At 49.1% G+C, this 25,549-nt stretch carries 21 protein-coding genes and 1 pseudogene; 10 read left to right on the forward strand and 12 right to left on the reverse strand.

Annotation, left to right across the window (positions count from 1 at the left end):
* Positions 1–52 precede the first annotated feature (52 nt).
* Entirely contained in the window at positions 53–448 is a 396-nt protein-coding gene (locus C7U56_RS06430; RefSeq protein ID WP_107000649.1) for a Fur family transcriptional regulator, read from the forward strand.
* A 352-nt stretch (positions 449–800) separates the two neighbouring features.
* Complete coding sequence (locus tag C7U56_RS06435) at positions 801–1,343, forward strand: NADH peroxidase (RefSeq protein ID WP_107000650.1); 543 nt, start codon at positions 801–803, stop codon at positions 1,341–1,343.
* Positions 1,344–1,474: 131 nt separating this feature from the next.
* Here the strand turns inward: C7U56_RS06435 and C7U56_RS06440 are convergent, their stop codons facing one another.
* From C7U56_RS06440 to C7U56_RS06465, 6 genes are all read right to left on the reverse strand, one after another.
* A complete protein-coding gene (locus C7U56_RS06440) occupies positions 1,475–2,059 on the reverse strand; it encodes a GNAT family N-acetyltransferase (RefSeq protein WP_107000651.1) in 585 nt (194 codons plus the stop codon).
* Positions 2,060–2,173: 114 nt separating this feature from the next.
* The gene (locus C7U56_RS06445) at positions 2,174–3,163 is read right to left on the reverse strand and encodes a guanosine polyphosphate pyrophosphohydrolase (protein WP_107000652.1); all 990 of its coding nucleotides are present in this window, start codon (positions 3,161–3,163) and stop codon (positions 2,174–2,176) included.
* 94 nt (positions 3,164–3,257) lie between these two features.
* Positions 3,258–4,442, reverse strand: coding sequence for an LL-diaminopimelate aminotransferase (locus tag C7U56_RS06450; RefSeq protein WP_107000653.1), 1,185 nt, complete (start codon positions 4,440–4,442; stop codon positions 3,258–3,260).
* 19 nt (positions 4,443–4,461) lie between these two features.
* Positions 4,462–6,081: a CTP synthase gene (locus C7U56_RS06455; RefSeq protein WP_107000654.1), complete on the reverse strand. Its 1,620-nt coding sequence runs from the start codon at positions 6,079–6,081 to the stop codon at positions 4,462–4,464.
* 149 nt (positions 6,082–6,230) lie between these two features.
* Positions 6,231–9,527, reverse strand: coding sequence for a carbamoyl-phosphate synthase large subunit (carB, locus tag C7U56_RS06460; RefSeq protein WP_107000655.1), 3,297 nt, complete (start codon positions 9,525–9,527; stop codon positions 6,231–6,233).
* Entirely contained in the window at positions 9,518–10,630 is a 1,113-nt protein-coding gene (locus C7U56_RS06465; RefSeq protein ID WP_107000656.1) for a carbamoyl phosphate synthase small subunit, read from the reverse strand. The genes carB and C7U56_RS06465 overlap by 10 nt, the downstream gene beginning before the upstream one ends.
* 442 nt (positions 10,631–11,072) lie before the next feature.
* Here C7U56_RS06465 and C7U56_RS06470 point away from each other — a divergent pair, with 442 nt between their 5' ends.
* Together C7U56_RS06470 and C7U56_RS06475 are read left to right on the forward strand one after the other, a co-directional pair.
* Positions 11,073–11,354 (forward strand): hypothetical protein, encoded by a 282-nt coding sequence (locus tag C7U56_RS06470; RefSeq protein WP_107000657.1) that lies wholly within the window; start codon positions 11,073–11,075, stop codon positions 11,352–11,354.
* Positions 11,355–11,423: 69 nt separating this feature from the next.
* On the forward strand, positions 11,424–11,903 hold the full coding sequence (locus C7U56_RS06475; protein WP_022359008.1) for an S-ribosylhomocysteine lyase: 480 nt from the start codon (positions 11,424–11,426) through the stop codon (positions 11,901–11,903).
* 93 nt (positions 11,904–11,996) lie between these two features.
* On the opposite strand, the gene hisD is transcribed toward C7U56_RS06475, so the two are convergent.
* The 6 genes from hisD to C7U56_RS06505 form a co-directional block, all read right to left on the reverse strand.
* Positions 11,997–13,259, reverse strand: coding sequence for a histidinol dehydrogenase (gene hisD / locus C7U56_RS06480; protein WP_338108852.1), 1,263 nt, complete (start codon positions 13,257–13,259; stop codon positions 11,997–11,999).
* 265 nt (positions 13,260–13,524) lie between these two features.
* Positions 13,525–13,944 carry a heavy-metal-associated domain-containing protein gene (locus C7U56_RS06485; protein WP_107000658.1) on the reverse strand — a complete coding sequence of 140 codons (420 nt, stop codon included), beginning with the start codon at positions 13,942–13,944 and terminating at the stop codon, positions 13,525–13,527.
* A 353-nt stretch (positions 13,945–14,297) separates the two neighbouring features.
* Positions 14,298–16,481: a ferrous iron transport protein B gene (gene feoB / locus C7U56_RS06490; RefSeq protein ID WP_107000659.1), complete on the reverse strand. Its 2,184-nt coding sequence runs from the start codon at positions 16,479–16,481 to the stop codon at positions 14,298–14,300.
* Positions 16,482–16,513: 32 nt separating this feature from the next.
* Positions 16,514–16,738, reverse strand: a complete 225-nt coding sequence (locus tag C7U56_RS06495; protein WP_022359013.1) for a FeoA family protein — start codon at positions 16,736–16,738, stop codon at positions 16,514–16,516.
* A gap of 94 nt (positions 16,739–16,832) precedes the next feature.
* Positions 16,833–17,168, reverse strand: coding sequence for a FeoA family protein (locus tag C7U56_RS15905; RefSeq protein WP_233430210.1), 336 nt, complete (start codon positions 17,166–17,168; stop codon positions 16,833–16,835).
* A 191-nt stretch (positions 17,169–17,359) separates the two neighbouring features.
* Positions 17,360–18,082 carry a TraX family protein gene (locus C7U56_RS06505; RefSeq protein WP_107000660.1) on the reverse strand — a complete coding sequence of 241 codons (723 nt, stop codon included), beginning with the start codon at positions 18,080–18,082 and terminating at the stop codon, positions 17,360–17,362.
* Positions 18,083–18,580: 498 nt separating this feature from the next.
* Between C7U56_RS06505 and C7U56_RS06510 the strand changes: the two genes are divergently transcribed.
* The 6 genes and pseudogenes from C7U56_RS06510 (at position 18,581) to C7U56_RS06535 (ending at position 25,513) form a co-directional block, all read left to right on the forward strand.
* A complete protein-coding gene (locus C7U56_RS06510; protein WP_107000661.1) occupies positions 18,581–19,708 on the forward strand; it encodes a carbohydrate kinase family protein in 1,128 nt (375 codons plus the stop codon).
* A gap of 333 nt (positions 19,709–20,041) precedes the next feature.
* Positions 20,042–21,157, forward strand: a complete 1,116-nt coding sequence (locus C7U56_RS06515; protein WP_107000662.1) for a tetratricopeptide repeat-containing glycosyltransferase family 2 protein — start codon at positions 20,042–20,044, stop codon at positions 21,155–21,157.
* A gap of 354 nt (positions 21,158–21,511) precedes the next feature.
* Positions 21,512–21,928: pseudogene (locus C7U56_RS06520) on the forward strand (collagen-like protein); the annotation flags it as partial.
* Between the two features lie 349 nt (positions 21,929–22,277).
* Positions 22,278–23,222, forward strand: coding sequence for a DUF6017 domain-containing protein (locus tag C7U56_RS16375; RefSeq protein ID WP_107000663.1), 945 nt, complete (start codon positions 22,278–22,280; stop codon positions 23,220–23,222).
* Positions 23,223–23,258: 36 nt separating this feature from the next.
* A complete protein-coding gene (locus tag C7U56_RS06530) occupies positions 23,259–23,732 on the forward strand; it encodes a PcfB family protein (RefSeq protein WP_006775667.1) in 474 nt (157 codons plus the stop codon).
* Positions 23,729–25,513 carry a VirD4-like conjugal transfer protein, CD1115 family gene (locus C7U56_RS06535; protein WP_107000664.1) on the forward strand — a complete coding sequence of 595 codons (1,785 nt, stop codon included), beginning with the start codon at positions 23,729–23,731 and terminating at the stop codon, positions 25,511–25,513. Before C7U56_RS06530 ends, C7U56_RS06535 begins: the two co-directional genes overlap by 4 nt.
* Positions 25,514–25,549 lie beyond the last annotated feature (36 nt).

Below are 25,549 nucleotides of genomic sequence, written 5' to 3' on the forward strand. Positions count from 1 at the left end.
ATATAAATAATAATCATTATCAATATTATTTAGAAGGATTGGAGTGTCGCTTATGAAAACCTTAAAATACAGCCGTCAGCGCGAATCGATCAAAGCCTGCCTGATGAGCCGGAAGGATCATCCGACCGCCGACGCCCTTTACACCAGCATCCGGGAACAGTTTCCGAATATCAGCCTTGGAACCGTTTACCGCAATTTAAACCTGTTAGTTGAGCTGGGCGAGATCCGGAAGCTGTCCTGCGGCGACGGCACGGATCATTTCGATTATGATACATCCCCACATTACCACTACGTCTGCCGCCAGTGCGGACGGGTCATGGATATTCCGATGGAAGCAACCAAGGAGCTGGAGACAGCCGCCAAAGAATTTGCGCCGGGAACGATCGATGACCATACCGTGTTTTTCTATGGGATATGCGATGAGTGTCTGAAAGGGGAAAAACACTAATATAGAAGCGGCTGATTTTGTATCGGAACAGACGGGACCAAATGAGCCGCTTCCCGATTTCTGCCATGCGCTGACCGGGTATGAATACATCACCAGCGAAAAAGTTCTGAGAATATCCAGGTTATCGATAAAAATGAAAAAAATAAGAATTATTTCTATTTTTTCATTGACAAACGCAAGAATCTATGATATCTTAATATCAGTAATCATTACTGTTTTAGTTTAAGCCAAATAAACGATTTCGTTTTAAAAGCTCCTATGAAACAGAATGGTTGCAAGCAACTTTACTATCTATTTATTGTTTCTATAAAACACGAAATTAAAAATTTATTTTAGAAAAGGAGAATTGACTATGAAGAAATTTGTCTGTACAGTATGTGGTTACGTATACGAGGGTGAGGCTGCTCCGGAGAAATGTCCAGTATGCGGCGCTCCGGCTTCCAAGTTCAAAGAGCAGTCCGGCGAGATGACCTGGGCAGCTGAGCACGTAGTTGGTGTGGCACAGGGTGTCAGCGAGGATATTCTCGAAGATTTAAGAGCTAACTATGAAGGCGAGTGCAGAGAAGTTGGTATGTACCTGGCGATGGCACGTGTGGCTCACAGAGAGGGCTATCCGGAAATCGGTCTGTACTGGGAGAAGGCAGCTTACGAAGAGGCTGAGCACGCTGCTAAGTTTGCAGAGCTTCTGGGTGAGGTTGTAACAGATTCCACCAAGAAGAACCTGGAGATGCGTGTAGAGGCTGAGCACGGCGCAACCGAAGGCAAATTTGACCTTGCAAAACGTGCGAAAGCTGCTAACCTGGATGCAATCCATGACACCGTTCATGAGATGGCTCGTGACGAGGCTAGACATGGCAAGGCATTTGAGGGTCTGTTAAAGAGATACTTCAACTAATCTGAGTGAATGAATGGACAGCGCATTACGGCGCTGGTGAATAAAAGAGAACTGATGAGGGCGTATGAAAATGGAAAATTCCTTTTTCATACGCCCTGTTTATTTTATGCAGATTTGTTTTATGTCTCTGTTCAAAAAGACGCCAAAATCTTATCTACCGTCTCCTTCTCCATCTCCCCAATCGGAATCATCTCCGCCGGTACGTCCTCATATGGCAGCAGCGCTTTCTCATACCAGGTAACATCGTGCCATTTTCCGCTCTTATAACCGGTATTTTTGCACACGCCCATCGTCCGGAATCCGCATCCGTTATGCATCGCATCGCTCTTCACATTCGGACTTGTCACCAGACTGTAGACGGTGTGGACGCCCTGTGCCTTTAAAAGCTCTAAAAGCACCAGAAGCATCCGTTTGCCGATGCCCTTCGACGTCACCCGACTGTCCAGATATTCAGAAAGTTCCGCATTCCAACGGTACGCCGCGCGCTCAAGCTGCTTATGCCCATATGCATAGCCAATGATTCTGCCCGTTTCATCCTCGCAGACAATCCACGGATATTCTGCCGTGATCGCCCGGATGCGCCCCTCAAATTCCTCCAGGGACGGCAGCTCCGTCTCAAACGTGATCGGCGTGTCCATATATTGTGCATAAATTTCCAATATCGCAGGTGCATCGGCGATAGCAGCCAGACGCAGGCGGCAGGATGTATGGTCCATAAACTGGTTCCTCCCTATCATTTTCGGTCATTTTTCCTTTACAGGCAACTATATATGAATCTTCCCGTTTCGTCAACTATTCGCAACCAGATTCATGCCTGCCCGTGAACCCCCTCAATCCACCAGCTCATTCTGATGCCTCGATAAATGCTCATATGGCAGAATCAGCCGCCCCCGGTACAGCCCGCAGCCGTCATTGACCAGGTCATTGTTGATCGCCGAAAACATATTGACATCGAGCTCAGCCAACTTGAGCGACACCAGGCGCTGGCAGCGCTCGTATGCCTCGTCAAAATAAACGCACGCGCCCTCCGGAATCTCATCCCGTCTGGCCCGCTCGCCCTCCTGGCGCTTTTCGTAGCTTAAATGATTGGCCACGCCGATCTCCGCGATATCGTCCATGTGCTTTGTGCGAAGCTGTACCTCCACATAGCTTCTGGAACAATTATCGTAAAACGTAATATGCAGAGACTGGTAATCATCCGAACTATTTCCGCAGACATAATCACGGTAGTACGGCCTTGCCTCCTCATCCATCAACGGGGAGGTACTCTCTTTCACCCCGTAAGCCGGTTCCGCCGTAAACCCGCGTTCCTCCAGAAATCCCGGAAGTTCATTCGCTATCTGGTAGAGGTACCGGATATCCGCATCCTGCTGCGATTCCCCCGGTTTCAGGTAACACTTCGGCAGTGAAATCACGATCCGGTACGCGATCAGGTCGCGGAAACAGCTCAATCTCTGCTTCAAATCGGAGATCGACGGAAATGCCTTATGTTCTGTATAACAGTCATAAATATATTCGACGATATATCCGTTAAATTTCGCCTCCGAGCGGATCAGCGACTTGATTCTTCCCTTAAAGTTAAATGCCAGAAGCGGATATTCCTTTGCCATATGAATATAAAATTCCCGGATCTTCTGTGACTGGGTCGTCAGGAAATCATTGTGTTCCAAAAGCTCCCGGATCTGAATCAGAAAATTTGCATGTATCAGGTCTATCTCATTGTTTGTCTGTTTTGCCTCCGCTTTCAAATCCCGGCTGTAATTCTTTAAAATCTTAAACATCGTATCGCCGGAATACAGATAATCGTTTAAGGTCACCATGGTCCTCACCTCCCTGCTTCAGCAAAAAAGGGACGGTGCGTAGGATAACAATGCCCCAGATGCACCAGCCCCCTTATTTATAAAATAGAGCTATTTATTTTCCGTAAACCTTCTTGATCCGCTCCATTGCCTCTTTTGTATTCGCAGTCGTACCAAATGCAGTCAGACGGAAGAATCCTTCTCCATTCTTACCAAATCCGCTGCCCGGTGTGCCGACCACATTTGCCTTGGCAAGCAGATCGTCGAAAAACTCCCAGGATTTCATGCCGTTCGGGCACTGCATCCAGATGTACGGTGAATTTTCGCCGCCGATGTGCCAGATGCCAAGCTCTTTTAAGGTCTCGGTCATGATCTTCGCATTGGTGCGGTATACGTCCAGGTGCTCGCGGCACTGTGCCATTCCCTCCGGTGAAAGAGCTGCCTCTGCGGCGCGCTGTACCGGGTAGGAAACGCCGTTAAACTTGGTTGTCTGGCGGCGCAGCCACATCTTGCGGATGGAAGAACCACCGCGCTCTAATTCAGAGGGAACCACGGTATAGCCACAGCGGGTTCCGGTAAAGCTTGCCAACTTCGAAAGGGAGCAGAACTCGATCGCGCAGGTCTTGGCGCCCTCAATCTCAAAAATACTTCTCGGAAGCGCCGGATCTGCTACGAAGGACTCATACGCCGCATCAAATAAAAGAATCGCATCCTGCTCGTTCGCATAGTCAACCCACTCTTTTAACTGCTCACGGTTGTACACACCGCCAGTCGGGTTGTTCGGGGAGCAGAGATAAATAATATCCGCTTTCTGTCCCTTCGGAGGCATCGGAAGAAAGCCATTTTCCACATTGGCATCCATAAATACGATCTTTCTGCCTGCCATCACGTTCGTATCCATGTAAACCGGGTATACCGGATCCGGGATCAGGACCGTGTTGTCCGCATCAAAGAGATCGAGGATATTTCCGACATCACTCTTCGCGCCGTCGCTGATGAATATATCCTCCGCCGCCACCTCAACCTGGAAGGACGCATAATACTTCTGAACTGCTACGCGCAGAAAATCATATCCCTGCTCCGGACCATATCCATGGAACGTAGCCGCCTTTCCCTGCTCCATAGCTGCTTTTGCAAATGCGTCAGCTGCTTTCTGGCAGATCGGAAGGGTTACGTCACCGATACCCATTTTGATTACTTTTGCCTCTGGATGGGCTTTGGTGTATTCATCTACTTTTTTAGCGATGGTGGAAAACAGATAGCTTTCTTCCAGATTTTTATAGTTTTCGTTGATCTTCATACTTTATTTTCTCCATATTTTAAGAATTTTTTTCCTTTACCTCCAGAGCCGCTTTCACAAACTCCCTAAAGATCGGATGTGCGCGGTTCGGGCGGCTCTTGAACTCCGGATGGTACTGAACTCCCAGATAGAACGGATGTCCCGGAATCTCCATCGCCTCTACCAGCGTACCGTCCGGAGACTGTCCGGAAAAGATAGCGCCATGCTCCATATAAACTTCCCGGAACTTGTTGTTAAATTCATAACGATGGCGATGTCTCTCTTCGATCAGACCTTTTCCATACGCTTTCATCATCAGCGTATCCGGACTGATGCGGCACGGATATGCACCCAGACGCATCGTTCCGCCCATGTCAGCCAGATCCATCTGCTCTTCCATCAGGGCAATGACCGGATGCTTGCTGTCCGGCGCAAACTCGGTTGAGTTCGCATCCTCATAGCCTAACACGCCTCTGGCAAATGCGATCGCCGCGATCTGCATACCAAGGCAGATGCCAAAGTACGGGATATTGTTTCTTCTCGCATAATCCGCTGCTGCAATCATGCCCTCGATGCCGCGGATGCCGAAGCCGCCCGGCACGATGATACCGGTCGAACCGCCCAGGATTTCCGGCGCTGTCTCCGGAGTGATCGTCTCACTATCCACCCAGTTGATCTCCACCTGCGCGCCATTTTCCCATCCGGCATGGTGCAGGGATTCTACGATCGACAGATAAGAATCGTGCAGTTTGACGTACTTGCCGACCAGGGAAATCTTGACTGTCTTGCGGCTGTTCTTGATGCGGTCCAACATATGTTTCCACTCAGTCAGATCGCACTCTTGCGGCGCTTTCTCGATGCCCAGTTCGCGAAGCACGATCTTGGCAAGTCCTGCTTCTTCCAGCATGATCGGCGCCTCGTAGAGAACCGGAAGGGTCAGGTTCTCGATGACGCAGTCCTCTTTGACGTTACAGAACAGTGCGATCTTGCGGAAAATGGATGGATCGTCCACCGGACGGTCACAGCGCGCTACGATGATATCCGGCATGATACCAAAAGACTGCAGCTGTTTAACCGAATGCTGCGTCGGTTTTGATTTATGCTCGCCTGAAGATTCCAGATATGGAATCAGGGTTACATGGATGAAGAGGCAGTTGCTGCGTCCCGCCTCGCAGGACACCTGGCGGATGGCTTCCAGGAACGGCTGTGACTCAATATCGCCGGTTGTTCCGCCGATCTCTGTGATAACGATGTCCGCATCGGTCTTTTCCTGCACGGAATAGATAAATGATTTTATCTCATTTGTGATATGTGGAATTACCTGTACCGTCTCGCCCAGATATTCGCCGCGGCGCTCTTTATTTAACACATTCCAGTAGACCTTACCGGTCGTCAGGTTGGAATACCGGTTTAAATCTTCATCTATAAAACGCTCATAATGTCCCAGATCCAGATCCGTCTCCGCACCGTCGTTTGTTACGAATACTTCGCCGTGCTGATACGGGCTCATGGTTCCTGGATCGACGTTGATATACGGATCCAGCTTCTGCGCTGCTACCTTAAATCCCCGTGCCTTCAAAAGACGGCCCAGAGACGCTGCTGTAATACCCTTCCCCAATCCTGATACAACACCGCCTGTCACAAAAATAAATTTTGCCATCTGCTTTTCCTCCTCTTCCTTTCTTTAAAATATTAATCCACTTTTTCCGTCATATATGATTCTGTCAAATTTTGCCTTCGCAAAAGATTTCAGCCTGCACGGATTCCGCAACCCTCAAAACGCAGAATCCATGCAGACCATCGTTCTTTTTAGTCGTTCTCATGCTCCTGAAGCACATAACCCGGAATCTGGATTTCTTCCGGTTTTTCCATCTGGCTCAGCTCTTTTCTAGCCGCTGCACCATGTGCAATGTGCGCGATATCTACCAGTTCAACGTTGTCCTCGTTGTACTTGCTTTCCAGTGTCAGCGCCAGGACAGCCGCGGTATCAAGCGATGTCAGGCACGGAATACCAAGCTCGACTGCCTTTCTTCTCAGGCGGACACTGTCGCGTCCCGGCTGGCGTCCCGTCTTGGAAGTGGAAATCACATAGCTGATCTTTCCTTCTTCCAGCAGGGAAATGGTCGTCTCCTCGCCCTCTTTGGCTTCCTTCGGCTTCTTGACTAACGTTGAAGAAATGCCGACGCTGTTTAACCGGCTTGCAGTACCGGAGGTCGCGTAGATGTGGAATCCCATCGCCACGTACTCTTTGACCAGCTCGCGCAGGTCGCTCTTATCGGTATCGCGGACACTGATTAAGACGCCGCCCTCGCGCTTCATCGTATATCCGGCTGCTACCAGACCCTTGAACAGCGCTTCCTCCATCGTCCGGGCGATACCCAGTACCTCGCCGGTCGATTTCATTTCCGGTCCGAGCTGTGTATCTACGTTGGACAACTTCTCAAAGGAGAATACCGGAACCTTGACTGCGTAGTACGGAGAGCACGGATACAAACCTGTCTCATAGCCCATGTCAGCCAGCTTTTCGCCCATCATGATGCGGGTTGCCAGATCGACCATCGGCACTCCGGTTACCTTGCTGATGTACGGCACGGTACGGGATGAACGCGGGTTGACCTCGATGATATAGATCGTATCCTCATGCAGAACGTACTGGATGTTGATGAGTCCCTTCGTATTCATGGAAAGCGCCAGACGGATGGAATAGTCCACCAGACGGTCTTTCTGGCTCTCGGTCAGCATAAAGGCCGGATATACCGCGATGGAGTCTCCGGAATGGACACCCGCACGCTCGATGTGCTCCATGATACCCGGAATCAAAACGGTCTCGCCGTCGCAGATCGCGTCAACCTCCAGCTCGGTACCCATCAGGTATTTATCAATCAGGATCGCATTCTCAATCTTGTGTGAGAGAATAATCTTCATATACTCATGAATATCGGCGTCGTTGTACGCGATAATCATGTTTTGTCCGCCTAATACATAGCTCGGACGCATCAGAACCGGATACCCCAGATGATTTGCCGCCTGGATTGCCTCATCCTCAGTGTAAACGGTCTGACCCGCTGCCTGTTTCATATTTAATTTTTTCAGCAGGGCTGCGAAACGTCCGCGATCCTCCGCCATATCGATGCTGTCTGCCGGAGTGCCGAGAACCGGAATATTGTTCTCTACAAGGCATTTCGTCAGACGGATCGCTGTCTGTCCGCCAAAGGCCACAACTGCGCCGATCGGCTTCTCGATCCGGATGATATCCAGCACATCCTCCGGTGTCAGCGGCTCAAAATACAGACGGTCTGCTACGTTGAAGTCGGTGGAAACGGTCTCCGGGTTGTTATTTACGATGACAACCTCATAACCGGCTCTCTTTAACGACCATACGCAGTGAACAGAAGCGAAATCGAACTCGATACCCTGACCGATACGGATCGGACCGGAACCAAATACCATAACAACCGGTTTTCCGCTTGCATTCTCTTTAATAAATTCTTCTGCCTCATCTTCCTCGCCGAAGGTGCTGTAGAAGTAAGGGGTGCTTGCCGTAAACTCAGCGCTGCAGGTATCAACCATGCGGTAGCATGCCGGAACATGCTTGATTTCCGAAAGCCCGGTCATCTCCTTGATGACTGCATCCGGGAATCCGTTCTGTTTGGCTTCCATATAAAGCGCATCGCTCAGAGTCTCAGACTGCATCCGGCATTCCAGGGACAGGATATGCATCAGTTTATTTAAGAACCACTCGTCGATCTTGGTCAGCTCATGAATCTCGGCAACGGTCACGCCGCGCTTGAAGCTCTCATAGATTGCAAACAGACGCTCGTCATCCTGCGCCAGAATTTTTTCTCTCAGCTCTTCCACACTCATCGGCGCCAGTTTCTTCATGTTCAGGCTGTTCTGGGAGATCTCCGCGCCGCGGACTGCCTTCATGAGCGCCTGCTCAAAGTTGCGGCCGATCGCCATAACCTCGCCGGTTGCCTTCATCTGGGTACCCAGCTTCCGGCGTCCGTAAACGAATTTATCAAATGGCCATTTCGGGAATTTAACCGTTACATAGTCAAGGGCCGGCTCGAAGCATGCCATCGTCTCGCCGGTTACCTCGTTCGGGATCTCGTCCAGATGATAACCGATCGCAATCTTGGTTGCCACGCGGGCAATCGGATATCCGGTTGCTTTCGAAGCAAGGGCGGACGAACGGGATACACGCGGGTTTACCTCGATAACGGCATATTCAAAGCTCTCCGGATTCAGCGCAAACTGGCAGTTGCAGCCGCCCTCGATGCCCATCGCCTGGATAATATTCAGCGCTGCGGAACGAAGCATCTGGTATTCCTTATCCGCCAGCGTCACAGCCGGTGCGATAACAATGGAGTCGCCGGTGTGGACGCCGACCGGGTCAAAGTTTTCCATCGAGCAGACCGTAATCTCGTTGCCGATGGCATCGCGCATTACCTCAAACTCGATCTCCTTCCATCCGGAAATACATTTCTCAACCAGAATCTGATTGATCGGTGACAGGCGGATACCCGCCTCCGCGATGTTGTAAAGCTCTTCTTTATTTGCCGCAATACCGCCGCCGGTACCGCCCAGGGTAAAGGCCGGACGCACGATAACCGGGTAAGAAATAACCTCGGCAAAATCAAGCGCATCCTCGATGGTGGTGACAACCTTGGACGGAATGACCGGCTCACCGATAGCTTCCATCGTGTCTTTAAAGCACTGGCGGTCCTCCGCCTTATCGATGGTCTCCGGGGACGCGCCGAGAAGCGTTACATTGTGGCTCTTTAAGAAACCTTCTTTGGCAAGCTCCATGGACAGTGTCAGTCCGGTCTGTCCGCCCAGGGTGGACAGAATGCTGTCAGGCTTCTCTTTTTCAATGATTCTCTTGACAAATTCCAGGGTCAGCGGCTCGATGTATACGTGATCCGCGATGGCGCTGTCCGTCATGATGGTTGCCGGGTTGGAGTTTACTAAAACGACCTCCAGACCTTCCTCTTTTAAAGCCCGGCACGCCTGCGTTCCTGCATAGTCAAACTCTGCCGCCTGACCGATGACGATAGGGCCGGAACCGATTACCATAACTTTTTTCAGGGATTTATTTAACGGCATGACGCGCCCTCCTTTTTCTTATAATCTCTCATCATCTGAATGAAACGCCCAAACAGCTCTTCCGTATCCTTCGGACCTGCACAAGCCTCTGGATGGAACTGGACGGTAAATGCCGGCATATCGTGGTAGGTGATGCCCTCGCAGGTGCCGTCGTTGACATTGATAAATGTCTCCTCCGCGCCCTCCGGCAGCGTATCGCGCAGTACCTCATAGCCGTGGTTCTGGCTGCTGATGTAGACGCGTCCGGTCGTCAGATCCTTGACCGGCTGGTTCGCACCTCTGTGACCGAATTTCATCTTTCCAGTCTTCGCGCCCTTGGCAATCGCCAGCAGCTGGTGTCCCAGGCAGATGCCGAACATCGGTTTTCCAGCCTTCGTAATCTTTCGGATCTCCTCGATGATCTCCGGGTTGTCCTCTGGGTTGCCTGGACCGTTGGAAAGCATGATTCCGTCCGGATTCATCTTAAGAATCTCCTCCGCCGTCGTACCTGCCGGAAGGTCAGCCACGCGGCATCCGCGCCTGGTCATCTCGCGGATGATATTTTCCTTTGCGCCGAAATCCCAGAGCACAATCTGGAACTCTTCTTTCTCATCCGCCGGTTTGATCTCACATTTCTTTGGTGTAACGGTTTCAACCGCCTTTGTAATGTGGAAGTTTTTCACTTCCTCCAGCTTTTTCGCGTCATACGGCGGCTTCACCTCGGTCAGCCAGCCGTTCATCGAACCGGATTCACGAATGGTTTTTGCCAGCTTTCTCGTATCGATTCCATAGACGCCCGGGATGTTTCTTTCTTTAAAAAAGGTGTCAAGATCCCCACTGCATCTGAAGTTGGAAGGTTCCTGACACCACTCTTTTACGATATAGGCTGATAAATATACCTCTTCATTCTCGAAGTCCTGCGGAATCACTCCGTAGTTTCCGATTAACGGAAATGTCTGAACGACAATCTGTCCAAAATAGCTGGGATCTGTGATCGTCTCAAGGTATCCTGTCATACCGGTTGTAAATACGACTTCTCCGGTCACTTCACGTAAAGGAGCGCCAAAGCTTTTTCCCTCAAAATAGTCGCCGTTTTCCAACAGAAGATATACCGGTTTCTCCATCTGGTCACCATTCCTTTCTCTCTCGTACCCCGCCTGTGAATAGCTTCATGCAGGCAGTTTACTTTTTCATTCTCAATAGCCTCACATTTGAGCAAATCTGTTTTTCCTCAGATGCGTTTTTTACATCATTAGAGACATATTTTATAAATTGTCTGATTCTGCAACAAAGGCGTCCATGAGCCTAAGCCCATGAACGCCCTTGTTCATATTCTGAAAGATTATAGCATAGGAAAGTTCTATGCGTCAAGAGATTTTTTATACATTTTTTTATGTTTTATACGTCATTTATGCATTTTTATGCATTCCTGCCTATTGTTTTTCATTTTTATTTATTATGCAAACATCAAGTATACATATGTAAGGATTTATTAAGGAATAAGTAACACGGTTGTCTATTCCATCCTGTATACTGTCTCTATTACTTAACAGGAGGTATTGATTTATGAGTCTCTTTCTTTTAGTTTTATTCCCACTAAGCTTTTTACTTGCCATTCTTGCTTTTTTTACAGGTAAAACTATGGCATCCATCCTTACGCTTGGCAGTTATGCCTGCTTTGCACTCTTTCTGCTGCTTTCCCTTCATGACATCAATCTTCGCATGATGACTCAGGATATCAGCGGTATCCAGGATATCTATCCCTCTATTGAGTCTATCTGTATTCCTGCGTTTCTTGCTTTAAATGTAGTAGCTGGCTTCCGCGTTTTTAAGACTGCAAAAAAATAAGTGCTTGTTCTTATGCCTGTTTCTTTATATAATAAGGACAGGCATTTTTGATTTAGGAGGTATTTTTTTATGGATAAAATTACCAGTTTTACTATCGACCATCTGAAACTGCTCCCTGGCGTCTATGTATCCCGCAAGGACCGCGTGGGCGATCAGGTCATCACCACCTTTGATATCCGCATGACACGTCCAAACTATGAGCCGGTCATGAATACTGCCGAGGTTCACACCATTGAGCACCTGGCTGCCACCTGGCTGCGAAATAACGAGGAATGGAAAGACCGCGTCCTCTACTTCGGACCGATGGGCTGCCGCACCGGCTTCTACCTGCTTCTCGCAGGCGACCTGACGTCCGAGGAGATCGTTCCGCTGATGAAGGGGCTCTTTACTTTCATGCGCGACTACAAAGACGAGGTTCCGGGTGCTTGTGCAAAAGATTGCGGCAACTACCTCGATATGAACCTGCCGATGGCAAACTGGCTGGCTGACCGCTTTCTGCGCGAAGTCTTAGATGGAATTGGTCCGGAGAGACTGGTTTATCCGGAATAAAAGACAAGAATAGCAGGCGGTATGCTTTGAAACACAAAACCCCCAGATGCTGCAGCATCCGAGGGGTTTTATTCTATATATTTTCTATTTTCCCTATTTTCTTGCATCCGCAGCCGCTGCATGTCCAGATAATCCTTCTCCATGCGCCATACGCGATACAAGCGGTGCGATACGCGCGGATGCCTCCGGGGTCATGCTCTGATGGGTACAGGTCTTTAAGAATGTACCAACCCAGACACCGCCGGTATAACGTGCCGCCCGAAGAGTCGGAAGTGTGTGGTTGGTTCCGGAAGCATAATCACCAAATACCTCTGCCGTATTCTGACCGATAAACAGAGAACCGTAATTAACCAACTTCGGAATCAGTGCATCCGGGTCTTCCACGTTGAGCTCCAGATGCTCCGGTGCGTACTCATTCGCATACTGAACCGCCTCGTCCAGGCTGTCTACCACGCCGATCTCTCCAAACGTATCCCAGGACTGTCTCGCAATCTTTGCCGTATCCAGAATCTTCAGCTCTTCCTCTACCGCCTCAATCACGCTCTTTCCAAATGCCTCATCCGTTGTCAGAAGAATGCCTTTCGCATTGACATCATGCTCAGACTGTGCCAGCAGATCGGCCGCCACCACCTTCGCACTCGCTTTTCCGTCGGCGATTACCAGGACCTCGCTCGGCCCGGCTACGAAGTCGATGCCGACCTGCCCGTAGCACTGACGTTTCGCCTCTGTTACGAAGCGGTTACCCGGTCCTACAATAATATCCACCGGCTTGATACTCCCCGTTCCATAGGAAAATGCCGCGATCGCCTGTGCACCGCCCAGTGCATAGATCTCATCCACGCCAGCCAGATCCATCGCTACCAGCGTCCTGGCATTGATATGACCCGTTCCACGCACTACCGGAGCGCAGGCGGTGATACGTTTTACTCCCGCTGCCTTCGCCGGAGTCGCTAACATCAGTGCCGTCGAATACAGTGGATAATTGCCGCCCGGCACATAACAGCAGCAGGACTCCACCGGAATGATGCGGTGTCCTAAAAAGACTCCCGGCTCCGGGCTGAAATTGTCAAGGGGTTTCACTGTCTGCCTCTGCGCGTTCGCAAATGCCCCAATATTGTGATGCGCCGCTTTCAGATCCGCCAGCTCCTGCTCGCCCAGCTCCTTATAAGCCGCATCAATCTCCTCCCGGCTGACCCGCAGCGATTCACGGGTACATCCGTCAAACTTCTCATTGTACTCCCTCAGAGCCGCGTCTCCGCGCCCCCGGACCTCACCAATAATCCCCGCCACGGTCTCTCGCAGATTCCGATTATCTTCCTCGCTTCGAACCTGTGCTTCTTTTATAATCTTGATCATACGTTCTGCCTCTCTGTATAAGTTTTATCATTTTTTCCAAGTATACCACAAGTCTTTTTATTTTGCGATACAAAATAAACCTATCCAGCACATCTGAAACCAGAACGTTACTGTACACGGGTAGGCACTTTTGGAACCGAAAGTGCCGTAAGAAAACGTGGTGGCAGCAGGAATTTGCCGTATTTAAATGCGAAGCCACGGCAAATTCCGTTACTGGGCACGTTTGCGTGAACAGTAACACCAGAACAGGATCACACTTTTTCTCTTAGACAACCGTCTCAATATTCTTAACCACAAATCCCTCTTTTTCAACCGCTTCCTGCAGCTTCGCATCGTCCACGCCATTCTCATAGAACACGCGGGCAATGCCTCTGTCTACGTCCGCATCTGCACGGATGACGCCGTTCTGGGCGGTCAGGGCTTTTTCAACGGATTTCTTGCAGTTTGCACAGTGCATACCCTCGATCCGCATGATCTTGGACGGGGTACCCGCTGTAACCGCTTTCTTGGAAAGATCTTCGCCGCGCGCACCAGCATTCCCATCGCTGCCGCAGGAACCGCAGCTTCCACCGGAGCATCCGCAGCATCCGCCGCCCTTTCCCGTGTAATGACGGATCGCCGAACGTAATGCCAGCAAAAGCAAAATCGCTACTACAATTAAAATTCCAATATCAATCGGTCTCATACGTTATCGTCCTCTCTTCTCTGACTTTTCGATGAATGGCTTCGGAGTATCTTTTTTATTTTATCATACACACGACAGATAAAATATCCTACAAAATAAACTACCAGAAAACCAATCACACCATAAAACATGGATCCAGATGAATCCCCCATCTATGCTTTCTCCTTTTCTTTTTTGAAATCGAATAAAACTGCCTCCAAACAGCAGACTTTCATCCTGCTATCCGAGGCAGCCTTATAAAGGATTAATTTTATCACTTATGATTACAGGCACCTGCCGATGCCCGGTCAGCGGAAACGCAAAACCACCGGCCGGACGGCAGAACCTGTTTTATTTTTCATTTAGAAACTAACTTATGAAGCTGCCTCTACAGAGCTTCTTGTGTAGCTCTTCTGATCCTTGTATGGATCCGGACGAAACAGCATGAACAGCATGAGTACAAGAAGGACTGCTGCCACGATAGTCCATACGTTGAATGCAACTGCGCCAAGTACCAGACCACCTAACTGATATACAATCAGGGATACAGCGTAAGCGAAGAGATTCTGATACAGGATAGCGAACCAGAACCATTTTCTGGACTGGAGCTGCTGTGCCATCGTTGCGATAGCTGCCAGACACGGAGAGTCAAGCAGGTTGAACAGCAGGAATGTAAAGGCTGCGATGGTTGTCGGGAACCATGTCTGGATTGCTGCTGCTACGACATCGGTCTCCTCAGACAGATCCTCGGATACATTTGCCAGAACGCCCATGGTGGAAACGATAGCCTCTTTTGCTGTGAAACCAGTGATGGAAGCTGCAACCGGCTGCCACTCGCCGAAACCAAGCGGACGGAACAGGATTGCGATAGCGCCGCCCAGCATAGCCAGGATAGAATCAGCAGATTCTTCTACCAGACCAAATCCACCGTCTACAAATCCGAAGGAGGACAGGAACCACATAACAACGCAAGCCAGGAACAGGATTGTACCAGCCTTGATGATGAATCCCTTCAGACGCTCCCAAACATGAAGGAGAACGGTCTTAGCGGACGGAATGTGGTACGCCGGAAGCTCCATAACGAACGGAGCTGGTTTGCCGGAGAACGGTTTGGTCTTCTTTAACATGATCGCGGATACAAGAACCGCAGCGATACCTACAAAGTACATGATCGGAGCCATCATAGTAGCCAGATCCATGTCGCCGCTCATATAACCAGCCATAACGCCGCCCATCAGAGCGATAACCGGCAGCTTCGCACCACACGGAACGAAGGTTGCTGTCATGATGGTAAGACGTCTGTCGTTGTCCTGCTCGATGGTCTTGGACGCCATGATACCAGGAACGCCGCAGCCAGAAGAAATCAGCAGCGGGATGAAGCTCTTACCGGACAATCCGAAGTGACGGAATACACGGTCCATAACGAATGCGATACGTACCATGTAACCACAATCTTCCAGAATGGAAAGGAAGAGGAACAGGATAGCCATCTGCGGAACGAAACCAAGAACGGCACCAACACCGCCGATGATACCATCCACTACAAGGCTTACAATCAGGTCAGAAGCGCCTGCTGCTGCCAGTGCATCGCCAGCCCAGCCCTGAATTGCGCCAACAAATGTATCATTGGTCCAGTCTGTTACGAATGTACCAACCGTAGTAACGGATACATAGTAAACCGCCCACATAACAAGAACAAAGATCGGAATACCAAGTAAACGGTTGGTTACGATGCTATCGATCTTATCCGAAAGACTCATCTTCTGAGCCGGTTTCTTTACGGTCTCCTCGATAACCTTCTGGATGTATACATATCTCTGGTCAGTGATAACGGACTCAGCGTCATCATCAAACTCTTTCTCCAGCTCCTTGGTGTAACGGGAGAAACGGTTGTCTGCACTAAGACCAAGCTGCTCTACAACCTTGCTGTCATTCTCGAGAACTTTGATTGCGTACCATCTCTTCTCTGCTTCCGGAATGCTGGACGGAAGCTCTGCCTCGATTGCGCTTACTTTATCCTCTACGCTGCCCTCGAAAATAGCGCTTACAGTGCCTGCTGCATGATCCTTTGCAACTTTGATTGCCTCTGCAATGACTTCCTTCAGACCTGTTTTCTTCAGCGCGGAAGTCTCAATGATCGGGCAGCCAAGTTTCTTGGACAGTGCCTTTACATCAATGTTGATGCCGTTCTTCTTCAGAAGATCGCACATATTTAAAGCAATAACAACCGGAATACCTGTCTCGATCAGCTGTGTGGTCAGATACAGGTTACGCTCAATGTTGGTTGCATCGACTAAGTCTACGATGACATCCGGATTCTCTTTTAAGATAAAATCACGGGTTACAACTTCCTCCAGTGTATACGGAGAAAGGGAATAAACTCCCGGAAGGTCCGTTACATTTACCTCTTCTCCCGAAGCATCTTTTAATTTACCGGTTTTCTTCTCAACTGTAACACCCGGCCAGTTACCTACATACTGGTTTGCACCCGTCAGTGCGTTAAACATGGTTGTTTTACCGCAGTTCGGGTTACCCGCCAAAGCAATATGAATTGCCATTTTTCATCCTCCTGCTTTTTTAATCAAACTTATTAAACTGTCTGAACATCTACGCACTCAGCATCGGCTTTACGAAGTGAAAGCTCATATCCACGAATCGTAACCTCTACCGGGTCGCCCAGCGGAGCTACTTTTCGAATAAAAATCTCGCTTCCCTTCGTGATGCCCATATCCATGATGCGGCGTTTGTATGCGCCTTCGCCATGAATCTTGACAACTTTGACGGTAGATCCAACCTGTGCATCTTTAAGCGTCATTCTCTGTTCCTCCTAACCATTCCAATTTTTTACTCGGAATTCCGTCTGCTTTTCTACCATACAACCTGCTCCGGAATATCCCCATTCCCTTGTCTTAGACCAGAATGTGTCTTGCCTGATCCTTATTTATAGCCACTCTGGACTCCTTTACGTGAATAATCACGTCTCCGTCCAGCTGGGTTATCACTTTTACTTCGGTTCCCTCGTTAAACCCCATGGATTTTAAATGAGAACGAACCTCTGTGTTTCCGCTGATCTTTTTGATCGTATAGGCGGTTCCTACGGTTGCCATCGAAATCGGCATTGCTCCCTGCATACGATTCTCCTTCCTCTGTTTTTCCACCTTCTGCCCGTCATGATGTCTCACTTGGCGGAAACGGCTGTTTTCATCTGCCGGTAATCTAATTGATTCGCGTACATTAATTTTCATTAGTGCCTGCTAACAGTTGTTAGAGAAAGCTAATTTTCATTAGATGAGACTAATTTTCATTAGTTCCTCCTAACCCATACATAAGGTTAGCACATGCTAACTTTATTGTCAAGTTTTTTTGCCTGACCTGGAAATAAAAAAAGGGCGTGTTTTACGCCCGAAAATTGTCAAAAATTCCCATAGGATAAAAGTCATCCCAGCCATTTTCCCACAAAATACAGCGTCAAAAGATGCGCCGGATAATAGACATAAAAGAAGGAACGAAATCTGCTCCGACCTCTGGAGCCGTCATATAACATGAAACAGACAGCCGTGAGCGCCAGTACCCAGAGGGGTTCCTGCCACGCGAACGCGCCGATGAGGACGGCGGCAATCATCTTCATAAACACCCCCGCCGTTTTCTCATGAAAAAGAATGTGCTTTGGCACGTTAGTGCCTGAATTTCCTATTACACAAAAATAAAATGCCAGCACCAGTCCCATCCCCCATGCGCCGCCGTCTGCTCCCGCCGCTTCTGTCAGCGTACAGAACACTGCCGTCAGCACCAGCTTCTCCCAGATATCGTTTCCATACCGCTCTAACAGCTCCATCGCAACCAGCGCCAGAAAAAAGGTCAGGCAGACATTCTGGTGCTGTGCATCCATCCACCGTCCGGAAAATGCCAGATCATACGGAATTTCCGACACAGCCGCCGCCAAAAGTAGCCGCCGTTCATAGCGCCTGCGATCTCGCGTGTGAAAAAATCCTTCTACTAATAAAAAAGCGAACAATGGAAACGCCAGATTCCCAAATGCCCGGAATCCCGGAACCGGTCTGCAGATTACCGCGATGTGGTCTGCTGTCATCGCCAGAAGCGCTAAATATTTAAGGGAGAACGTGCTGAGATGGAGGCGGGTTAAAACCGCTCTTTGCATTTTCTCTGATTTCTCATTCTGCTTTTCATTGATTCGGTCTTTTATCGCACTTTCCTCCTTTCATCCCCTGTCCGTTCTATCTCTATTCCATCAAATTATACTGAATATTACACTCTCTGTCCATCCGCACTTTTCCACTCTCTTTTTCTCCTTCTCCCCTATTTTCCCATTCTCATTTTCCACTCTTTCTACCCATTTTTTTCTTTAATTTTCTGTAACTGTTCAATACCTTCACAGTCACGCGCAGTAAATGCGCAGACCTACTGAACAGTTACTATTTTCTCTAATAAAAAAATGCCATTTTTTCTTATAAATAAAGGGTTTTCGGCACTTTTCCGCGTCTTTTTTACATTAATTTTACATTTTATTTGACAAACGAAAAACCGTGTTATATTCTGTAAATGGTGCTGGTGCGAGATCCTGCTGAAAAAGCAAAAATCCCGCACCGCTCTTCATTTTAAATACTAAAAAATACACGGACAAAAGAGGTAGAATCTCATGGCAGGTTTAGATATTATTTGCATTGGCGCTATCAATTATGACTATATGTTTCACTGCACCGGGCTTGATCTGGTGGAGACATCCGCCGGTGGAGGCGACGAGAACTTAAGCAACCCGATTTCCGATGTGGAAAACGATATTCAGGAGCTGGCGATAAAAGGCAAGGAATACACAACCCAGATCGGCGGTTCTGCTTTCATCACCCTGAAAGTGGCAAAGCATATTCTCCCTAACCTGCAGGTCGCTTACGTCGGCGTGTGCGGCACGCCCAGTCCATTCGATCTGCGCTTCGGCAAGACAAATGACATTGACGCCGAGCTGGCGCACCTGGATAACCGTGACTGGCTGTTTACCACGCGCGAGCGCTTCGACGATCCATATTCCAAAGCGATTGCCAAATCGATTGTCCGCCTTTATAATCACACGCGCAATTGCATCAAGATCGCGCCGTGTGCCAACAACACTCTCTTAGACCGCATCCATGAACAGGAAGCCCGGACGGGAACCACACTGGCGGAGTACCTCGCGCAGGCCCGCTGGATCCACCTGTCATCCCTGTCTGATTTCGACCAATTCGAGGCAATCATGCAATCGGTCATCCAGGCAAAACATTTAAATCCTGCCATGAAAGTCAGCATGGATCCTGGTTTTGAGTATACATCGCTGCGCCGTGAGCGCTTACAGCCACTGATCGCATATGCCGATTATGTTTTCTTAAATAAATCCGAAAAGAAAAACCTCGGCTTCAATGCCCGCAGCGCCCGTCCGCTCTACGCGAACCTCTGTGAGTATTTTTCTGCGATCAACCCGGATCCCACCCGCACCCTCATTGTCAAGCACGATGACCGCCATGAGCTGATCCATTTTAAGGACGGCGTATGTCAGATCCGCACAGTCCGCCACAAAAAGCTCTACCAGTACCAGTTAAACAACGATACCGGCGCCGGTGATTCCTTTGCCGGCGGTTTCATCAGCGGTATGCTCGATGATCGGCTCAATTCGGATATCGCTGAGCCGATCCAGCTCGGTGTTCTGGCTGCCAAGGGACGGATGCGTAGTTTTGATTATGAGAACCCGTATCTGAATATACAGAAATTGACCGATGCTTTTTTCGAAGCTCTATAATATTTTTTTCAAGTGCTGTTAAATAGCGCAGCGTGAATTGCAGCCATCATTTCAGGAGAAAAGTACGTTACTGTTCACACACGTGTGCCCAGCAACGGGATTTTGCCGATGCTACGCATTCCAAATCGGCAAAATCTGCTGCCGAAACTGTATCGTACGGAATTTTCAGTTCAGAAAATTCCTACCTGTGAACAGTTACAAAAGTACCCGCAAAATAATAGAACGTTACTTTTCTCCTGTTTATCCTTATATAATTATATATATAATGTCTGTACACATCAAAAAACTTCTTTCATATATTAATATCAATTTGATATTGATTTTGGAGATCCCATGATCCGCCTCAGCCTATGTATGATCGTCAAAAATGAAGAAGCCGTTTTGACGCGTGTTTTAGCATCTGCCATACAATTTGCGGATGAAATCCTCGTCGCCGACACCGGTTCCACCGATCGAACTGTAGAAATCGCCCGGCAATACACCAAACATATTTATCACTACCCGTGGAACGATGATTTCGCCGCCGCGCGCAATTTCATCTGTGAAAAGGTCACAACCGAATACTGGATGTGGCTCGACGCCGACGATGTCGTTCCCGCAGAATCAATTACAGCGATTTTAAAGTTGAAAGAAACTTTAAGCAAATCCCCGCAGCCCGACGTTGTCATGATGAAATACATCGCTGGATTCCAGCCGGACGGCACACCTGCATTTACCTACGATCGCGAACGGATTCTGCGAACGGACCGGCATTTTCGCTGGAAAGGACGCGTCCACGAAGCCATCGCGCCACGCGGCAGAATTCTCTATTCTCCTATTCAGATCGAACACCGGAAGCCTGCTTCCGCTCTCACCCATTCTGACCGGAACCTGAAAATCTATGAAACAATGCTTGCAGACGGCGAACTGCTCGATCCGCGCCATCAATACTACTACGCCCGCGAACTCATCGACCACAAACAATACGAAAAAGCCCGCCCGGTTCTGGAACATTTCCTAAACGAACCGGACGGGTGGTATGAAAATAAGGCGGACGCCTGTCTGCTTCTGGCGCGCTGCCATGAAATGCTCAGAAATACGGCTGCCAGCCAGCTTTCTCTGTTCCAGAGTTTTCTCTACGACCGCCCACGTGCTAAAACCTGCTGTGAGATCGGACGGTTGAAACTTTCCCTCGGAGAAATTTCCCAGGCTGTTTTCTGGTACCAGCTTGCCCTCAAAGACCGACCAGAATATCATCCAAATGCCTTTATCGAAGCCGATTACTATGATTTCATTCCTTTAATCCAGCTATGCGTCTGCTATGATCGGATGGGAAACTATGATAAGGCACTGTATTATCATAAGGAAACAAAAAAAATCCGCCCGGATTCTCCGGCGGTTTTGACAAATGAAGAATACTTTCAAACCATATCCTCAAACCATAAAACAAACGGATTACCTATCTTGTGACATTCGCTCCGACCTCTGCAGTGGTCTGAGCAGCGGACTGGGAGTCGTTCCATCCAGCGGCATCCACACTTTCTACATTCATTCTTACCGTCTTCCACACTTATAATATTCCACAGTTCCCAACCCTCAATTTCCCCGCCCCTTTCTGCTAATGCACATCTCTTTCATCGCACACATATACTACATCAGGATGGATGTCCTAAATCTGGAAAGGAGTTTTTTATGTTTCGTCATTCATGTAATTTTCCCTACTATTTTGATGATAGTGACTATGAAAATAACGGCTATGGGCGCTGCGGACGCGATCGCGGCTGTCCCGGTTCTTTTGAACCCTACAACTGCTGTCGTCCCGGTCCCATAGGACCACGCGGCTGCCCCGGACCGATCGGACCTGTCGGTCCCACTGGTGCTGCCGGACTCGATGGACTGGACGGCGCTACGGGTCCGGCTGGGCCGACTGGGCCGACCGGGCCGACCGGCGCTACCGGTCCTGCGGGTCCAGCTGGGCCGACCGGCACTACCGGGGCTGTTGGTCCGACTGGACCGACCGGCGCTACCGGCGCTGCGGGTCCGGCTGGGCCGGCTGGCGCTGACGGGGCTGCGGGCGCTACGGGTCCGACTGGGCCGGCTGGCGCTGACGGGGCTGCGGGTCCGACTGGGCCGACCGGGGCTGACGGCGCTACCGGCCCAACTGGCGCTACAGGAGCTACCGGCGCTGCGGGTCCGACTGGCGCTACAGGTCCTACCGGCGCTGCAGGAGCTGTCGGCGCTACTGCCCCGTCAATATATGCACAACAAGGAAAATGCCGTAACCATGCGGCTTTCAGCACATTAAAGACAATTAAACAACCCCTATAATTACACCTAAAACGCCGTAGCAAGGTTGGACAAGCCTTGATATGGCGTTTTTAAGTGAGTAGGATATGTCGCCGCAGCTTGAAAAGAGTTGCGGTTTTTTTATGCCCGAAAACAGGCGGTAACGTGGAACGTTAGGCGCGAAAAAGCCCTTGCAATACAAGGCTTTTCAGACACAAAAACGGCAAAGGCATACTGCAATACCAAAACCGCCGAAAACGGCTTTCTAATATTCCACGCAGACCGAGAAAGGAAGTGATAAAAAATGGCAGTTTTCCGAGTTGAGAGAAATACGGGCTATACCGTTATGAGCAACCACCACTTGCGCAATAAGGAACTCACCTTAAAGGCAAAAGGCTTGCTTTCGCAAATGCTGTCTTTGCCCGAAGATTGGGATTATACCCTTGCGGGCTTATCTCACATCAACCGCGAGAAGATCGACGCAATCCGCGAAGCGGTCAAAGAACTTGAAAAAGCCGGATATATCGTCCGCAGCCGGGAACGCGACGAGAAAGGACGTTTGCGCGGTGCGGATTATGTCATATACGAGCAGCCGCAGCCCAAAGAGCCGGAAGCAGCTACCAGCAGCGAACAGCCGCCTACATCGGATTTACCTACATTGGAAAATCCAACATTGGATAATCCAACGTTGGAAAAACCTACGTTGGAAAAACCTACGTTGGAAAATCCAACGCAATTAAATAAAGATATATCAAGTAAAGAACAATCAATTACTGATTTATCAAGTACCCATTCCATTCCTTTCCATTCCCTAAATCCCTTGCCTTATGAGCAGGACGAAGCGGCTACGCCGCCGGAAAGGAAAAGAACGGAAGTGAAAACAAACAGCGCAATAGAGATTTATCGGGAAATCATCAAAGACAACATCGACTATGACATTCTCATTCAAGACCCCAAAATGGATAAAGACCGTTTGGACGAGATTGTAGAAATCATGCTGGAAACCGTCTGCACAGCCCGAAAGACAATCCGTATCGCCGGGGACGACTACCCCGCCGAACTTGTCAAATCAAAGTTTATGAAGCTGAATAGCAGCCACGTTGAGTTTGTTTTGGACTGCATGAGGGAGAACACAACCAAAATCCGCAACATCAAGCAGTATCTAAAAGCGGTGCTGTTCAACGCACCGAGTACCATTGACAGCTACTATACCGCCCTTGTCAATCACGACTTTTACGGCAGCAAATGAGCATAGCCGCAGTTTACCGGGAAAGGAGTTGATACCTTGCAGGAGGAAGTAACCCAAAAAACGATTGCCCTATCCGTCAATGTGGGAAAAGGCGCGGCAAGGCTTACCGAACAGGCGTTGCAGAAAGCAATCAAGAAGTTTTTGGAGCAGAAAAGCAAAGCCCCGCATGGGAAACAGACCATGCGGCAGCTTATGAAGCAAAATGCGGGTGTTTCCAACATCGAGATCACCGACAGCAATATCAAAGCCTTTGAGAGTACCGCGAAGAAGTACAACATAGATTTTTCGCTGAAAAAGGTTAAGGGCGAACAGACCCGTTACCTTGTGTTTTTCAAAGGCAGGGACGCGGACGTTATGACCGCAGCGTTTCAAGAGTTTTCCGCAAAGAAGCTGAACAGGGATAAAAAGCCCTCTATCCGCAAAGCCCTTGCCGCAGCAAAGGACAAGGCGAAGCAGCTTAACGCCGCCCGCGACAAGGTAAAGAAAATAGACAGGGGGCGCGAGATATGAAGCAGATGAACTACAAAAAGTTGATAATCCCGAATATCCCCTATGTGTTCTTTGTCTATCTCTTTGATAAGGTGGGACAGGCGGTGCGGCTTGCCCCCGGCGCGGATATTTCCGAAAAGATACTCAATATCACACAGGGATTTTCCGAAGCGTTTTCAAATGCCTTGCCGAGCGTTCACCCGTTGGATTTGCTTATCGGCATTGTCGGCGCGGTGGTTATCCGTCTGATTGTCTATGTCAAAGGGAAAAACGCAAAGAAATACCGCAAGGGCGCAGAATACGGCAGCGCACGTTGGGGCAACGCCGAAGATATAAAGCCCTACATCGACCCGGATTTTCAGAACAACATCATTTTGACGCAGACCGAACGCCTTACCATGAACAGCCGCCCGAAGCAGCCGAAATATGCGAGAAATAAAAACGTCGTGGTGATCGGCGGCAGCGGCAGCGGCAAGACAAGGTTTTTCGTAAAGCCTAATTTAATGCAGCTTCATTCTTCCTACGTCTTGACCGACCCAAAAGGCACCGTCCTAATCGAGTGCGGAAAGCTGCTGCAACGGGCAGGCTACCGCATTAAGGTACTGAACACGATAAACTTTCGGAAAAGTATGCACTATAACCCCTTTGTCTATATCCGCAGCGAAAAGGACGTGTTAAAGGTTGTCAATACCCTTATTGTCAATACCAAAGGCGAGGGAGAAAAAAGCGCGGAAGATTTTTGGGTGAAAGCCGAGAGATTATTATATTGCGCGTTGATCGGCTACATTTGGTATGAAGCCCCCGCCGAGGAAATGAACTTTACAACGCTGCTTGAACTTATCAATGCAAGCGAAGCACGCGAGGACGACGAGGAATACCAAAGCCCCGTTGATCTGCTCTTTGCCGATTTAGAAGAACGCAGCCCCGACCATTTCGCGGTGAAGCAATATAAAAAATACAAATTGGCGGCGGGCAAAACGGCAAAGTCAATCCTTATTTCTTGCGGTGCGCGTCTTGCCCCTTTTGATATAGAGGAACTCCGGGAACTCATGTCCTATGATGAATTGGAACTTGATACATTGGGCGACAGGAAAACCGCGCTTTTCCTCATAATGAGCGATACCGACGACACCTTTAATTTTGTTATCGCTATTCTGCAATCGCAGCTTTTCAATTTGCTTTGTGATAAAGCGGACGACGAATACAACGGCAAATTGCCTATTCATGTCCGGTTTTTGCTTGATGAATTTGCCAACATCGGGCAGATACCCCGCTTTGATAAGTTAATTGCGACCATTCGCAGCAGGGAAATGTCCGCTTCTATCATTCTGCAATCGCAGAGCCAACTAAAAGCCATTTACAAGGACGCGGCAGAAATCATACTTGATAATGCCGACAGCACCTTGTTTTTGGGAGGACGTGGGAAAAATGCAAAGGATATTTCGGATAACTTGGGACGGGAAACAATCGACAGTTTCAATACTTCCGAAAATCGCGGCACGCAGGTTTCTCATGGACTTACTTATCAAAAATTAGGAAAGGAGCTGATGACACAGGACGAAATAGCAGTTATGGACGGTGGGAAATGTATTTTGCAGCTACGCGGTGTGCGTCCCTTTTTAAGCGACAAATACGACATCACGAAACACCCGAACTACAAATACCTTTCCGACTTCGACAAAAGAAACGCTTTTGACGTGGAACGGTATATGTCTACCCGTCCGGCAATCGTAAAGCCCGATGAAGCCTTTGACATATACGAAATAGATTTGTCCGACGAGGACGCAGCCGCCGAGGAATAACGGCGGCATTTTCATTTTCAACAACTTTTTTTGAGC

The sequence above is a fragment of the Clostridium fessum genome (assembly GCF_003024715.1).
Taxonomy (GTDB): domain Bacteria; phylum Bacillota; class Clostridia; order Lachnospirales; family Lachnospiraceae; genus Otoolea; species Otoolea fessa.